The organism is Olivibacter sp. SDN3, from assembly GCF_014334135.1.
Taxonomy (GTDB): domain Bacteria; phylum Bacteroidota; class Bacteroidia; order Sphingobacteriales; family Sphingobacteriaceae; genus Olivibacter.
Genome location: NZ_CP060497.1, coordinates 4,608,716 through 4,623,902 on the forward strand (window position 1 = coordinate 4,608,716; position 15,187 = coordinate 4,623,902).

Genomic DNA, 15,187 nt, shown 5'->3' on the forward strand with positions numbered 1-15,187 from the left:
TTACTTTTTTTAGAATAAGGAGATATTACATAATAAAAAGAGAAAAATAACGTCTAAAATAGACATGAGCAAGAAACGATGGATTTGGATTGGAGCTGCGATTTTATCAATAGCTGCATTTATTTTAAAAGATTCATTTTTACAACCAAATGCGGAGGACTTAAAAGGAGGTTTTAAAGAGATAGTCTTTGCGCGAAGTGAGCAAAATGCCGGTCCTATTATTAGATTATATGTTGTTTCGGTTAAAGATGAAAAAAATGCGCAAATGCAATCATATGGTGATTTAATGCCACATACAAAATACGGAACTACTAAAGTGTTTTTCTTTAACGCGGAAAAACCCATTCCTCAACGAATAAATTTACAACCCCCACATTTTGATACTACCATTTACAAAGCTTCTTCCAGATATGAAAAGAGGCCTATGGGTGGTACGCTCCTTCTAAACTTTAACATGTATTAAAATCGACCTTAGCCATATAGGAATAAACCAATATCCCAATCATGGATAAATTCACCTGGCAATAAAAACCAGGTAGTACAAGATATGTTTAAAATGTACGTTGAAAAACATAGGTGATATTTCCAATAATGTACTAACTTTGGCCTATCATGTATATAATAAAAGTTAAAGGTGTGGCGAAAATTCCAGATTATGTTCAACTGCGTGATGAAAACTTCACTTTACTTGCATATTTTAGGGTAGATCGGCCTGACAAATCGCTTGAAAAAATTGGTTTAGGCCATAAATTAGCGTATATCATGACCATAGTAAAAGAACTACCTTTTGGACAAATAAAAAAAATAATCCTCTAATATGATTGCAAATACCGTTATCAAACTTAGAAATATAGACATTTATCAACAAAAACATTTAGTTCTTTCTAATGTAAATTTACAGATCGATTCTGGCGAATTTGTTTTTATGATTGGACAAACTGGTTCAGGGAAGAGTAGCTTACTCAAAGTAATCTACGGGGATCTTCCCATATCTAATGGTGACGGCTTAGTAGCAGGCTTTGATCTAGGGAGGATAAACGATCGGGACATTCCTTTTTTAAGAAGGAAATTGGGTATTGTATTTCAGGATTTTCATTTACTTACCGACAGAACTGTCGAAAAGAACCTTGAGTTTGTTATGCGTGCAACTGGGTGGAAAGATAAAAACCTGATAAGAGAACGAATGTTTGATGTTTTAGATAAAGTAGGTTTACGCTCTAAGCTAAAAAAAATGCCACACGAGTTATCTGGTGGTGAACAGCAACGGGTAGTAATTGCCCGCGCGTTATTAAACGACCCGGAAGTAATTTTGGCGGACGAACCGACCGGAAATCTAGATCCACACACATCGGAAGAAATAGTATTGCTTCTTAAGGAAATTAGTAGAGCTGGAACAGCTGTGTTAATGGCCACGCATGACTATCAAATTATTAGAAACATGCCATCACGTATTGTGAAGACAGAGTCAGGTGTATTATATGACAATGTCACTATTTCCTAAGCACCGGAGGGAAGCTATATATTGATCCAAGATAACAACTGACAGACTGCGTCAATATGTTAGTTCAAAACGTGTTGGAACTGACATACTGACTGTGAATTATGCCTTGGCAATAATTTTGTGAAGGCATTTTATATTTTGTACTGCTTTATTAGAATTATGGAAGAACAAAAAAAGAAAGAAAATCTCGAAGAGAATCAAAACTTGGAGAATAAAAATATTGCTGAAGAATTAGAGTCTGTTAACGAGGCACGTCAACATAGCAAGGCCGGTTTGGATACTGTAGAAGATGCTGATGAGGTAGATGTGGAAGAGTCGCCCGCTTTAAGTGAGGAAGAAAAGCTCCAACACGAACTAACCGAAGCAAACAATAAATATCTTCGTCTATATGCTGAGTTTGACAATTACAAAAGACGTACCTCGAAAGAACGTGTAGAATTGTTACAGAGTGCCGGTAAAGAAGTTATCGGGGATCTTTTAACGGTGCTAGATGATTTTGAACGAGCTCGGAAAGCGATAGAAAACACACAAGACGTAGGTCCTATCAAAGAAGGTGTAGATTTAGTCTATCAAAAATTAAAATCTATTTTAACAAAAAAAGGACTAAAAGAAATGAATGCAGTTGGTGAACCTTTCAATGCTGACCTACATGAAGCAATCACTAAAATACCCGCGCCATCTGAAGAATTGGCAGGAAAAGTAATTGATGAAGTAGAGAAGGGTTATTTTCTTAATGACAAAATCTTACGCTATGCAAAAGTGGTTGTAGGTAGTGAATCAATATAAAAATGGCAAAAAGAGATTATTACGACGTATTAGGGATATCGAGAAATGCTGAGCAGACTGAAATCAAATCTGCTTATCGTAAGCTTGCTATTAAATATCACCCAGATAAAAATCCTGACAACAAGGAAGCTGAAGAGAAGTTCAAAGAAGCAGCAGAGGCTTATGAAGTATTGAGTAATACAGAAAAGCGCCAACGTTATGACAGGTTTGGGCATACTGCCAATGGTGCTGGTGGAGGTTATGGCGGCGGCATGAATATGGAAGACATATTCAGCAATTTTGGAGATATCTTTGGTGGCGGAAATCCGTTTGAAAGTTTTTTTGGTGGCGGTGGACAGTCACGTGGCGGTAGAAGAGTTGTAAAGGGCACTAATCTCCGTATAAAAGTAAAACTAACCCTTGAAGAAATTGCAAAGGGTGTTGAAAAGAAGATAAAAGTCAATAAGCAAGTTGTCTGTAAGACTTGTGATGGTAGTGGTGCAAAAGATAAAGGCTCTACGTCTACATGCCGTACTTGCGGGGGAGCTGGAAGTGTAAGAAGAGTAACCAACACGATATTGGGGCAAATGCAAACAACCAGTACATGCCCTACCTGTAATGGCGAAGGCGTAGAAATCACCTCCAAATGCACGAATTGTCATGGAGAAGGATTGGTACGCGGAGAGGAAACAATTAGCATTAACATTCCTGCAGGTGTAAGTGAGGGCATGCAATTGTCCATGAGTGGTAAAGGTAATGCTGCACCTCGGGGTGGGATTCCAGGTGATCTTATTATTCTCATTGAGGAAGTTCCCCATGCCCTATTGAAACGTGATGGCATCAATGTTATTTATGATTTATATGTAAGTTTTGTTGATGCTGCATTAGGATCAAGTGTTGAGATACCTACAATAGATGGTAAAGCAAAAATAAAGATAGATCCTGGCACTCAGGGAGGAAAAATCCTTCGTTTAAAAGGAAAAGGAATCCCCGAAGTCAATTCTTATCACAAGGGAGACCAATTAGTATATGTTAACGTTTGGACACCTAAAGCATTATCTCAAATAGAAAGAGATCAACTGGAAGCGTTAAGAGAGTCTCCAAATTTCAAGCCTCAACCTGGCAAAAATGAAAAAAGTTTCTTTGAACGTGTAAAAGAGTTTTTTGAATAGGAAAGTTATTTTTAGTACTAGTAAAAACGCCCGCTAAATAGCGGGCGTTTTTTATTTATCTATTATTATCATGACAATAAATCAGTAATTGACATTTTAAGACAATTAGTCAGTTTTATTGTTATACATATTTTTGAGGCTATTGTCACATCAATAACATATTCATTATATATCAATAATGTACAAAAAAACATATTCTTTATACATTGTCATTTAAATATAATTTTAGTTGCACATACAACTTATATACATTAGCGCACTATATTTGGCACAAACATTGACCTATATAAGCAATTAGTCAGCACTATGCTGACGATGAGTAAACAAAATTATATTAAACATGAGAAGATTATTTTTGACGCTAACTACAGCATTCGCACTAGCTTTTTCTGCTAACGCACAAACCGAACAAGGTAAATTATTTTTAGGAGGAAGTGTAGGATATAACTACAATAAGGTTAATGGATCTGATCATTCGTCCCAAGGTTTCAATATAACGCCAAATATCGGTTATTTCGTAAGCGATAACTTTGCGATTGGTACAGGTATTGGTTACGCCTATTCCCAGTCTTACAATTCAAATGACCTAAAAGTTCAACAAGGTGCATTTACTGTTTCTCCATTTGCAAGAGCTTATAAAGGAAACGAAATGTTTAAATTTTTCGGTCAGTTGTCTGTTCCAATGTCATGGGGCAACGAAAAGATTGACGGTACTAAAACCTCTACCAATGCCCATTACGGTGTACAATTGTCACCAGGAGTAGCTTTCTTCCCACATAAAAATGTCGGTATCGAGCTGGGTGTAAGGGGCTTGTATTATGGGAATAATAGAGTAGAAAATGAGTCTACTGGAAATAAAGTAATTTCCAACTCTTTTGGCTTAGCAAGTGATTTCTTTGCTCCACAATTAGGCGTACAATTTTATTTTTAAGATTTTAAGCTTTACAAAAAGAAGGCGTCTAAAAAGGGCGCCTTCTTTCGTTTTGTATCTACCTGTAGAGTCTATCGGTTTTAGGATGTTACTCTGCGACCAATGGTTGATAGCAGTAGTTTATCCATTTGGGGTCATAAATAAGGGGATTATTGTATTTAGGTTCGTTGTTTGGGCCTGACGAAGTTGTTTTCAGGAGCTTTTTCGACCATTTTCTCAGGTTATGCCCTATACACATCAGGGCGAACTCAATATCGACCTTTTCAAGCCCCCTCATGGTTAACCTGTTGAATCTGTTGTTGCTTTTCATCTGTCCGAAGACCGCCTCCACTTCTATGGGGCGTTTACTCCGGTGGTACTTTCCTGTTTCCGATGTTAGACGTTCGCGTGCCCTGGTCTTCAGTTCGTTCAACCGGTGGTTGACTTCGATGATCCTGTTTCCCTGCGCTTTATGGCACTGCCCCCGAAGCGGGCAGCCTTCACAGCGTTCGGCCCTGTAATAGCTCACCCGGGAACTATATCCATTGGTGCTTTTGCGTATTCCCTTACCGGCAAACTCCATCTTCTGTCCCATCGGGCACACATAGAAGTCCTGCTCTTTATGATAATACAGGTTCTGTAATAGAAAAGGATTGTTCCTCTGGTTGCGTTTCTGCTCTTTGTGGAAGTAATTATATTTCACGTAACCTTCTATGTTCTTTGATTCCAGCATTTCATAGTTCTCTTCACTTCCGTAACCGGCATCGGCCACCACCACATCGCTCTGCCTGTTATATTGATCTTCGAAGCTATCAAGATGGTCTTCCAATGTGGTGGTATCGGTGCTTGTCTGGTGGATACTGTAGTGGGTGATGAACTGTTCTTCCGTACTGATCTGCGTGTTGTAGGCCGGTTTGAGCTGCCCGTTCTGCATGTGGTCATCTTTCAGCCGCATGAAGGTGGCATCTTCATCGGTTTTGCTGTAACTGTTCCTTTCCCCCAGTGTAGCCAATTGCTTTTCGTACTTTTCCAGCCTTGGAAGATGTTCTTCCCGCAGCTTTTTAAGCTGTTTTTGGGTAGGTTTTGCTGTTGCTTTGAGCTTTTCGTTCAGTAAAGAAAGTCTGTCCCTGAGCTCATTGCTCTTAATAGGTTTGGGTGTTTCATCCCTGCCCAGTTCCGATTGGTCCTGTTTTATCTGTGATTCAATGTCCGAGAGGACCGACTGTATTTTATTTTCCAGTTTTGCTTTGTTCTTTTCCACCGAACCTTTCCATACAAAAGTGTAACGGCCTGCCGCCGATTCAATCTTTGTACCGTCTATGTACTGGACCTTTAGGCTTACATAGCCCAGTTCGGCAAGCAAACGGACAACATCGGCAAAAAGGGAATGGATATGCCCTTTAAGTCTTTGCCACGGAAGTGGTTGATCGTTCGGTAATCCGGTGCACTGTGGCCCGAAAGCCACATGAAATAGATATTCTCCTGTAAGGCCTTTTCTATCCTGCGGCACGAATAGATGTTGCCCAGATAGGCATAGAACAGCACTTTGATCATCATACGCGGATGGAAACTGCTCGTGCCGCCACCTTTGTACTGTCCTATGATGTGGTCGATGTTCAGTCTGTCAACCACTGCATTTACCAGACGTACCGGGTGGTTCTCTGGGATCTTTGCAAAAATATCTTCCGGAAACAGGCTCGGACTGTTGGACGGTAATGCTTTGAATAGTATGTTTGCCATATTGTTTGGGTGCACCTAAAAATAACTGTTTTTTAGGACAAAAAATAAAAATCCCCGACACTTTTTCAGTATCGGGGATCTTCTATTAATAGGGCTTTTTAGACAGCTCCTTTTTGTAACCATTTTCTTATTTCGTTCTTATCTGTAACAAAGCTTCTCTATATCGATCTAATAACACGAACACTTGATCAGCTATTCGATGATAGAAATAAAGAATATTGTAAAGCAATATGCCGGGCATCGCGCACTTGACGATGTATCTATTCATATACAAAAAGGAACTATCTTTGGCCTACTTGGACCAAATGGCGCTGGAAAAACTTCTCTTATTCGCATTATTACACAAATTACCGCTCCAGACAGTGGGCATATTCAATTTAATGGTGAGCCACTGAACAGTAGCCATATTTATCAGATTGGATATTTGCCAGAAGAAAGAGGATTATATAAGAAAATGCAGATCGGCGAACAAATGTTATATCTGGCACAGTTAAAAGGTCTGTCGAAGAGTGAGGCTAAGCATCGCATAAAACATTGGTTTGAAAAAATGGAAATGCAAACTTGGTGGAACAAGAAAGTTGAAGATTTAAGTAAGGGGATGCAACAAAAAGTTCAATTTGTAGCCACAGTACTTCATCAGCCTGAGCTACTTATTCTTGATGAACCTTTCTCAGGATTTGATCCCGTAAATGCAGATATTATAAAAAATGAAATCCTTGAGCTCCATCGTAACGGAACTACCATTATATTCTCAACACATCGCATGGAATCAGTTGAGCAGTTGTGCAACAACATAGCGCTTATAAACAAATCAAAAAAAATACTGGATGGCTCCGTGATAGATATAAAAAACAAATATCGTGAAAACAAATATAAGATTACTTATTTAGGTGACGATATTGTTTCTACTCCAGATGATACGTTATTTATAATTGACGATATTGAGCATCAAGGCGTCACAACTACTTTGTCGATCAAAATACCAAAGGAAAAATCTGTTAACGCTGTTCTATCTTATTTGATTCCAAAAGTAGAGATACAACATTTAGAAGAAATAATCCCTTCCATACACGATATCTTTATTAAAGAAGTTACATCTGTAAATATCAATTAAAAAGTCAGCTATGAGCAAAATTTTACTTATCATCCAACGAGAATATTTGAGCAGAGTAAAAAAGCGATCATTCCTATTAACGACCTTTCTAGTTCCCTTCCTGTTCATAGGTATGTATGCGACGGTATTTTATGTAGCAATGAATAACCAAGAGCCCATTACAACTGTGCATGTAATAGATGAATCAAATCAAATTTTCGCATATTTGGAGAATACAGATCATTTAATATTCGTTGAAGCAGGAACATCTTCTGAAAATTTGAAGAAACACATCGAAAATGGAGTTGAAGAGAATACCGCTTTACTTATAGTACCCGCAGATATTGAAAAACGACAAACAGTAGAGCTTTACGATACGGAAAAGAAAGGAATCGGGACAATCCAAAGCATTGAACATAAAATAAATGAGATCTTAAAAGAGCAGGCTTTAAAAAAGGCAGGCATTGACCCAAAGGTTCTAAAAAATATCAACCCTCGCGTAACCGTTAAGTCAAAACAATTAACCATCGACGGAGAGAAAGACAGTAGCATAGGCGCCGCAATAGGTATTAGCTTTACCCTATCAATATTAATATATATATCACTTTTCCTGTATGGCAGCCAAGTGATGAGAGGCATCATAGAAGAAAAAACTAGTCGCATTGTAGAAGTAATTATCTCATCGGTAAAACCTTTTCAATTGATGATGGGGAAAATTGTAGGAATTGGCTTAGTTGGTGTTACCCAGTTTGTGTTGTGGATACTGCTATCTGCCGGCCTGATGGTTGCAGCTACAACATTTATGTCAGAAGAGGTACATACAACTGAAATCCATGTTAATCAAGAAACGGAAATTTCCTATGCAGAGGACGCAGAGGTGCCTCCTCAAAACTCAAAGATAACCCAAATCCTGGAAAACTTAAAGACTATTGATTACGGTATTATCATCAGTTGTTTCCTTGTATATTTTGTTGGAGGTTATTTGCTGTATAGCGCATTGTTTGCTATGGTGGGCTCTGCTGTAGATAGTGAGACGGAAACGCAACAGTTTATGTTTCCTATTATTATGCCGCTACTCTTTACTTATATGCTTTCTTTTTCTGTCCTGATTAATAACCCACATGGTTCGGTAGCCTTTTGGTTAAGTATGATTCCTTTCACCTCTCCAATAGGTATGTTAGTTAGGATACCTTTTGGGGTACCCACGTGGCAATTAATTTTATCGATCATTTTATTGGTATTGGGTTTTATAACAACAACGTACCTTGCTTCAAGGATATACCGAGTAGGTATACTCATGTATGGAAAAAAGGCGAGTTATAAAGAACTATTTAAATGGTTCAATTACAAGGGCTAAAATAGACAGATAGTAAAGAATTGCTATCGCAGCAAACGAAACTGGTTTTTGTCCTTAGTAATTACCGTCTATTTTTTTAGAGGTAAAAATTAGGAAAGTAGGTCAAAATGAGTGATTTTTGCGAAAGTTTACACAGATAGTAATTAAATGGACAAAGATACACAAGAAAAATTAGCGATATTAAATAAGAAGACAAAAGGCAATTATATCGCATTACTTTACGATTGTGATGGAACATTAGCAGACAACATGTTAGCACATAAGCTCTCTTACAAGGAAGCGGCTGCCAAATACGGCATTGATTTAGATACAGATATTATTGATGAACTAGCTGGTTGGCCTACGAAACTTGTAGCCGATGAAATTAGTAGGCGATACCAAATAACCTTACCTGAAACCTTTCCTAAAGAAAAATCGGCAGTTTTTTTCGAAAAATTTATTGAACATACACAACCCATCTCTTTTGTTGCTGAACATCTCAAGGAAAACGCAAAAGACACTCATATTGGTGTTGTATCCGGGGGTACACGGACGACTGTACAAAAAACCTTATCTGTTTTAGGACTTACAGCATATATAGATGTACTAATATGCGCAGGTGAAACTCCTCAGGGAAAACCATTTCCCGATCCTTTTCTAGCAGCTGCTAAGGCTTTAGGCGTTGCGCCGAAAGATTGTATGGTATTCGAAGATGGTGATCCCGGTGTTGCTGCGGCTATTGCAGCAGGAATGGATTGGGTAAGGGTTGACAAGATATAAAGGCAAGACGGCTCAACTTTGGTCAGCAAATAAAATAACTTCTACTATACATACGTTACCTAATCTATTTAGTGGCGATAATAACTTATGCAAAAGATCTATTCTTTTTTACTTTTAATGCATATTTTATAACAACAATATATCTTTGTAGAAAGGTTCTCACTATTTACACAAAAAATGAGAGCCTGCTATAAAACCGCCTTTATTGACTTATATTCGTCAGAACATCATGCAGCATAACCTAATTGATAATATTTTGCATAACCTGATATGGTATATTTAACAATTTTTTACATTTTTTTATCCGTTCATTTTAGATCTTTACTACATGTTCAGAAGGGTTAAGAACAAGTTTCTTCGTTATTTTATAATATTTATTTATTTCGCCATAATTTTTTTATGCGCTATAGAACTGAATTTTTTAGGTCTTTTTGGTTATTCTCCAACGACGAAGGATATTGAAACTCCAACGCTGAATATCGCTTCGGAATTATATACGGATGATGGAAAACTAATTGCCCGGTATTTTAAAGAAAATCGGTCGCCTGTAGTGTATGATAGTATTTCAACTGATATTGTGAATGCGCTGGTTTCCACAGAAGATATCCGTTTTTTTAAACACAGTGGGGTTGATTTTTTTGCAGTTGCATCCAGCTTGGTATCTACAGCTCACGGTGAAAAACGTGGAGGCAGTACGATCACTCAACAACTGGCAAAAAATCTATATAGAACCCGCTACCAACAATCTGCTGGTTTTTTAGGAAAAATCCCTGGCTTAAACATGTTAATTATTAAAATTAAGGAATGGTTTACAGCCGTTAAACTCGAGCGCAAATATAGTAAAGAACATATACTGACCATGTATCTCAATACGGTGTCATTTGGCAACAACACTTACGGCATAAAAACCGCTGCCAAGCGTTATTTTAATAGTAATACAAATGATATCACAGCTTCACAAGCTGCACTATTAATAGGCATGCTTAAAGCGACGACCCTTTATAACCCCATAAGAAATCCCGAACAAGCCACTAAGAGACGAAATATTGTCTTGTCGCAAATGTTAAAGGCTGATTTTATTTCATCAGAACAATATAAAGATTTCATTACTAAACCCTTAGGTTTAAGTTTAGGAAGTGTTAATGACTCTAGTAAAGACGACTCGTATTTACGTGCAGCCGTGGAGAGAACTGTTGAAAAGTGGTGCGAGGAAAATGGATATGATCTATATGAAGATGGATTAAAAATTTATACTACTATCGATTCTAGATTACAAGCCCATGCGGAAAAAGCAGCATATGAGCAAATGGCTATATTGCAAGAAAGATTAGACAAATCCTGGGCCAACGAATTGCCCTGGCGTGACTCAAAAGGTGTAGTTATTGAAAATTTTTTGGAAAATCTAGCGAAAAAACTTCCACTTTATGATTTTCTAAGCCAAAAGTTCAACAAAAATACCGACAGCATCTCCTATTACCTTAATCAACCGAAATCGATGAAAGTGTTTACCTGGGAAGACGGTATGAAAGAGGTAAATTATTCAACAATGGACTCTCTTGCCCATTATGCAAAGTTTTTAAATACCGGCATGATGGCTTTAGATCCCTACTCGTCAGAAATCAAAGTTTGGGTGGGCGGAATCAATCATTCCTATTATAAATATGATCACGTAAATCAGGCAAAAAGGCAAGCTGGATCGACGTTTAAACCCTTCGCCTATCTCGCAGCAATAGAAGAGGGTATGTCTCCCTGTGATAAATTTCCGGATAAGGCAGTCAGGATTGACTATACTGAAAATGGCGAACAGAAATCTTGGGAACCTAAAAATGCAGATTGGACTTTCTCCGGTCTTGATATGTCTTTGAGGTGGGCGATGGGTCGATCTATTAATTCCGTAACTGCTCAAATTACAGAAAAAGTAGGCTGGGATAAGGTGGTAGAAACCGCTCATAAATGTGGCATTACCAGTCACCTAGCTTCTGTTCCATCAGTAGGTCTCGGTTCAAATGATGTAACCGTTTTCGAAATGGTCAGCGCATATGCTACTTTCTTAAATAAAGGCAACCACACAACTCCGATCCTGGTAAAAAGAATCGTTGACCGCGATGGAAAAACACTTGCGGAATTTAAGGCAAAACCTGAGCAGGTGATTGATGAAGAAACAGCATGGTTAATGACTTATATGCTTAGAGGAACCATGGAAGAACCGGGCGGCACATCTCAGGCTTTATGGGAATGGGATCTATGGAAAGATGGCAACCAAATTGGAGGGAAAACTGGTACTTCATCAAATTATGTAGATGGATGGTATATTGGTATAACAAAGGATTTAGTCACAGGAGTTTGGGTCGGGAACGACGAAAGAAGCATTCACTTCAGAAACTCTGCTACCGGAGAAGGTTCGAGAACTGCCTTGCCAATTTTTGCAACATTCATGGAGCAGTTATATCATGACCCTAATAGTGGCTACACTTATGGCCCCCTCCCCGACCCTACAGTACCCATAACCAGAAAATATAATTGTCCAAGTCCGAGAATTGTTATTCAAGATAGTACTGCTACAGATAGTGTTCGAATAGAACAGCGGTTAATGCCAACGGTACCTTTACAGGATGAAGATGAAATAAATAGAATTGACGAACAGTTAAAACCAACTATTCCTTAAAAAAGCCATGTTAAAAAGCCGCCAAATTGTTTAAATTAATTTTAACTTTAACCGAGTAAAAGAAATTGTACCTAAGCAATCATATGAAATACTTTAATACCAAAAGTCAACTATCATTTTTTAAGATAACGTCTATTTTTCTGTTGATTTGTTGTTTTTCTCCGCATGTTTTCGGACAATATTTTGGTCAGAATAAAATGCGGTACAAAACACTGGATTTTAGGGTAAAGGAAACACCACACTTCGATTTCTACACCTATTTAGAAAATGATAGTTTATTTAATCGATTTGTTCAAGAAAGCGAGTTATGGTATGAGTTGCATCAACAAGTATTTAGAGATACGTTTCTGCGAAAAAACCCATTAATACTTTATAACAATCACCCTGATTTTCAACAAACTACTGCTATAGGAGGGCAAATAAGTGTGGGAACCGGCGGCGTAACAGAAGGGCTTAAAAACAGGGTTGTCATGCCCATCATGCAAATTAATAATCAAACACGTCATGTACTAGGCCATGAGCTTGTACATGCCTTTCAATATCACAGCTTAATTGAAGGCGATTCCACGAGGCTTGAAAACATAGGGAACCTTCCCTTGTGGATGGTAGAAGGAATGGCTGAATATCTATCCATAGGCAAGAAGGACGCATTCACAGCTATGTGGATGCGTGACGCCTACTTAAATAAGGATATACCCAGCCTGCGAGACCTTACTGAGAGCGGTAGGTATTTCCCATATCGATATGGACAAGCCTTTTGGGCATACATAGGTTCCACTTATGGAGATACCGTGATCGTTCCTTTTTTTAAGAATACAGCCAAGTATGGTTATCAAATGGCTATTAAACACACTTTCGGATACGATGAGCGTACATTATCCAATTTGTGGCGAACAAATCTCGAAAATGCCTATAAGCCCCTGTTGTTAGACACCGCACAAATACCCAAGGGAAAAATGATAATAGATAACAGAAACGGTGGTAACATGAACGTTTCTCCTGCAATATCTCCCGATGGTAAATTCGTTGCTTTCTTATCAGAAAAAGATCTTTTTAGTATCGACCTGTTTCTGGCAGATGCTCAAACTGGAAAAGTCATACGAAAGCTCACCAGTAGGCAAAACAACTCCCATATTGATGAATTCAGTTATATAGAAAGTGCAGGTACCTTTTCCAGTGACAGCAAAAAATTCGCCTTCAGTATTTTCAGTGGCGGACGAACAAAATTAATGATTGTTGACGTTAGCAGCGGAAAAACTTTGGCTGTTGAAAGTATGGGCGACGTGGCTGAATTTTCCAACATCACTTGGTCGCCGAACGGAGAAAATGTTGCTTTTTCGGGTTTAAGTAATGGGCAAAGCGACATATATATGTTCAATCTGTCAACGAAAGAACTCACGCAGCTTACCGATGATCTTTATTCAGATTATCACCCCAGCTTCTCCAGGGATGGAAAAAAAATCGTCTTTAGTACCGACCGAATAAGTTTGAAAAGCAATTATGAAGGCGTTGATATCCCTATGGGATTAGCAATCATGGATATTGAAACCAGACAAATTCGAGAGATAGATATATTTCCTGGTGCAAATAATTTAAATCCTCAATTTTCATCCGACGATAGTCAACTTTATTTTTTGTCTAATAGTGATGGATTTAGAAATCTGTATCGTTATACTTTTGTCGACCAAAAGATAGAACGAATGACAGATTACTTCACTGGCATCAGTGGTATAACAGAATATTCACCGGCGCTGAGTGTATCGGCAAGTGATGATATCTTGTATTCTTATTATAGGGCACAGAAATATACCATTTATAATGCTAAACCCACAGACTTTGCGCCAGTGGAGGTTTCAAGAACTGATGTGAATTTTGATGCTGCTATGCTTCCACCCCCCCAATCTCTAGGTGTAGATATCGTCAATAGCAATCTCAATAATTATAATATTTTCAGAAGAATAAGTAGTTCGCTGATAAAACCCATTGCCTATAAACCAAAATTTCAGTTAGATTATCTGCAGGGCAGTGGTGTAGGCGTTGCTGTGGGTAGCAGATACGGAGCAGGTTTGGCAAGTGGTATACAGGGAATTTTCTCCGATATCTTGGGAAGAAATCAATTATTTGCAGGCTTGGCCATTAACGGTGAAATATACGACTTCGGTGGACAATTTGCTTATATTAACCAGAAGAGTCGAATCAATTGGGGGGTATCTGTATCCCATATACCATTTATGTCGGGGTTGATGAGTTACGGCACACGTGAAATTGATGGCAATACCTACTTCACCGAAAACACCGATATTATTCGTACTTTTCAATCGCAGGTAGATGCTTTTGCAGCCTACCCATTCTCCAGAGTGGCACGCTTTGAAATAGGTGGAGCGTTAGCTCGATACAGTTATCGAGTAGATCGGTTTTCCAACTATTACAATACCATTGGGCAGTTTGTAGGAAGTGACAGAAGGCGGATTTCTAATGAAGAGGCCAGTCAAAGTTATGGTGGAAATTTCGATTCATTTACTTTACAACAAATAAATGCCGCTTTTGTAGGTGATAACTCTTTCTTTGGAGTAGCGGCTCCACTGAGTGGTTATCGTTATCGAATATCTGCAGAAAAATATTTTGGAGACTTTGATTTTACTGCTTATACGGTTGATTTACGTAAGTATCATCGAATAAAACCAGTTTCTCTGGCAGCGCGGGCATATACCTACATGCGTGTTGGAAATGGCGAAGATCGGCTTTACCCCTTATATATTGGTTATCCTTTCTTAATCAGAGGATATGAATCAGCTTCTTTTTATAATAATAATAACAACAGAACGGGAGGGTATAACTTAAACCAATTAATGGGATCAAGAATTGCGGTGGTTAATCTAGAAGCCAGGTTACCATTTACAGGTCCGGAAAAATTAGCTGCGTTTAAATCAGGTTTACTATTTTCCGATTTAAATGTCTTTTTCGATATGGGATTAGCTTGGAGTGGAGGTGACAAAATTACTTTTAAACGTGAACCTGACGTTATTGACAGAATCCAAAATCCAGATGGCTCCTACATTGATGTATACGAACGCGTACCGGCGATGAGTGCAGGCGTCTCATTAAGAGTAAATATTTTTGGATACTTTGTTCTCGAGCCTTATTATGCAATTCCATTTAACCGGAGAGACCTAAGTTTTGGTACATTCGGTTTGAACTTCGCACCTGGTTGGTAGACTTATCTTT

11 protein-coding genes and 1 pseudogene are annotated in these 15,187 nt (G+C 38.3%); 11 read left to right on the top strand and 1 reads right to left on the bottom strand.

Annotated features, from left to right (window positions below):
• Positions 1-64 precede the first annotated feature (64 nt).
• The 6 genes from H8S90_RS19430 (at position 65) to H8S90_RS19455 (ending at position 4,369) form a co-directional block, all read left to right on the top strand.
• On the top strand, positions 65-463 hold the full coding sequence (locus H8S90_RS19430; protein WP_187339470.1) for a hypothetical protein: 399 nt from the start codon (positions 65-67) through the stop codon (positions 461-463).
• 149 nt (positions 464-612) lie between these two features.
• Entirely contained in the window at positions 613-816 is a 204-nt protein-coding gene (locus tag H8S90_RS19435) for a fructose-6-phosphate aldolase (protein ID WP_187339471.1), read from the top strand.
• A gap of 1 nt (position 817) precedes the next feature.
• Positions 818-1,501: a cell division ATP-binding protein FtsE gene (locus H8S90_RS19440; protein WP_187339472.1), complete on the top strand. Its 684-nt coding sequence runs from the start codon at positions 818-820 to the stop codon at positions 1,499-1,501.
• Positions 1,502-1,660: 159 nt separating this feature from the next.
• Positions 1,661-2,287 carry a nucleotide exchange factor GrpE gene (locus H8S90_RS19445; RefSeq protein ID WP_187339473.1) on the top strand — a complete coding sequence of 209 codons (627 nt, stop codon included), beginning with the start codon at positions 1,661-1,663 and terminating at the stop codon, positions 2,285-2,287.
• A 2-nt stretch (positions 2,288-2,289) separates the two neighbouring features.
• Entirely contained in the window at positions 2,290-3,438 is a 1,149-nt protein-coding gene (gene dnaJ / locus H8S90_RS19450) for a molecular chaperone DnaJ (RefSeq protein WP_187339474.1), read from the top strand.
• Between the two features lie 340 nt (positions 3,439-3,778).
• Positions 3,779-4,369, top strand: coding sequence for an outer membrane beta-barrel protein (locus tag H8S90_RS19455; RefSeq protein ID WP_187339475.1), 591 nt, complete (start codon positions 3,779-3,781; stop codon positions 4,367-4,369).
• A gap of 196 nt (positions 4,370-4,565) precedes the next feature.
• Here the strand turns inward: H8S90_RS19455 and H8S90_RS19460 are convergent.
• Positions 4,566-6,088, bottom strand: a pseudogene (locus H8S90_RS19460) (IS1182 family transposase); the annotation flags it as partial.
• A gap of 199 nt (positions 6,089-6,287) precedes the next feature.
• Here H8S90_RS19460 and H8S90_RS19465 point away from each other — a divergent pair.
• From H8S90_RS19465 to H8S90_RS19485, 5 genes are all read left to right on the top strand, one after another.
• Complete coding sequence (locus tag H8S90_RS19465; RefSeq protein WP_187339476.1) at positions 6,288-7,202, top strand: ABC transporter ATP-binding protein; 915 nt, start codon at positions 6,288-6,290, stop codon at positions 7,200-7,202.
• Positions 7,203-7,212: 10 nt separating this feature from the next.
• Positions 7,213-8,538, top strand: coding sequence for an ABC transporter permease (locus H8S90_RS19470; protein WP_187339477.1), 1,326 nt, complete (start codon positions 7,213-7,215; stop codon positions 8,536-8,538).
• Positions 8,539-8,685: 147 nt separating this feature from the next.
• A complete protein-coding gene (locus H8S90_RS19475; protein ID WP_187339478.1) occupies positions 8,686-9,297 on the top strand; it encodes an HAD family phosphatase in 612 nt (203 codons plus the stop codon).
• A gap of 328 nt (positions 9,298-9,625) precedes the next feature.
• Positions 9,626-11,962: a transglycosylase domain-containing protein gene (locus H8S90_RS19480; RefSeq protein ID WP_187339479.1), complete on the top strand. Its 2,337-nt coding sequence runs from the start codon at positions 9,626-9,628 to the stop codon at positions 11,960-11,962.
• Positions 11,963-12,159: 197 nt separating this feature from the next.
• Positions 12,160-15,177: a basic secretory protein-like protein gene (locus H8S90_RS19485; RefSeq protein WP_255501664.1), complete on the top strand. Its 3,018-nt coding sequence runs from the start codon at positions 12,160-12,162 to the stop codon at positions 15,175-15,177.
• Positions 15,178-15,187 lie beyond the last annotated feature (10 nt).

Bases quoted from the DNA above. Each gene is read 5' to 3' on its own strand.
- H8S90_RS19430 (WP_187339470.1), top strand. From the start codon at position 65: ATGAGCAAGAAACGATGGATTTGGATTGGAGCTGCGATTTTATCAATA.
- H8S90_RS19435 (WP_187339471.1), top strand. From the start codon at position 613: ATGTATATAATAAAAGTTAAAGGTGTGGCGAAAATTCCAGATTATGTT.
- H8S90_RS19440 (WP_187339472.1), top strand. From the start codon at position 818: ATGATTGCAAATACCGTTATCAAACTTAGAAATATAGACATTTATCAA.
- H8S90_RS19445 (WP_187339473.1), top strand. From the start codon at position 1,661: ATGGAAGAACAAAAAAAGAAAGAAAATCTCGAAGAGAATCAAAACTTG.
- dnaJ (WP_187339474.1), top strand. From the start codon at position 2,290: ATGGCAAAAAGAGATTATTACGACGTATTAGGGATATCGAGAAATGCT.
- H8S90_RS19455 (WP_187339475.1), top strand. From the start codon at position 3,779: ATGAGAAGATTATTTTTGACGCTAACTACAGCATTCGCACTAGCTTTT.
- H8S90_RS19465 (WP_187339476.1), top strand. From the start codon at position 6,288: ATGATAGAAATAAAGAATATTGTAAAGCAATATGCCGGGCATCGCGCA.
- H8S90_RS19470 (WP_187339477.1), top strand. From the start codon at position 7,213: ATGAGCAAAATTTTACTTATCATCCAACGAGAATATTTGAGCAGAGTA.
- H8S90_RS19475 (WP_187339478.1), top strand. From the start codon at position 8,686: ATGGACAAAGATACACAAGAAAAATTAGCGATATTAAATAAGAAGACA.
- H8S90_RS19480 (WP_187339479.1), top strand. From the start codon at position 9,626: ATGTTCAGAAGGGTTAAGAACAAGTTTCTTCGTTATTTTATAATATTT.
- H8S90_RS19485 (WP_255501664.1), top strand. From the start codon at position 12,160: ATGCGGTACAAAACACTGGATTTTAGGGTAAAGGAAACACCACACTTC.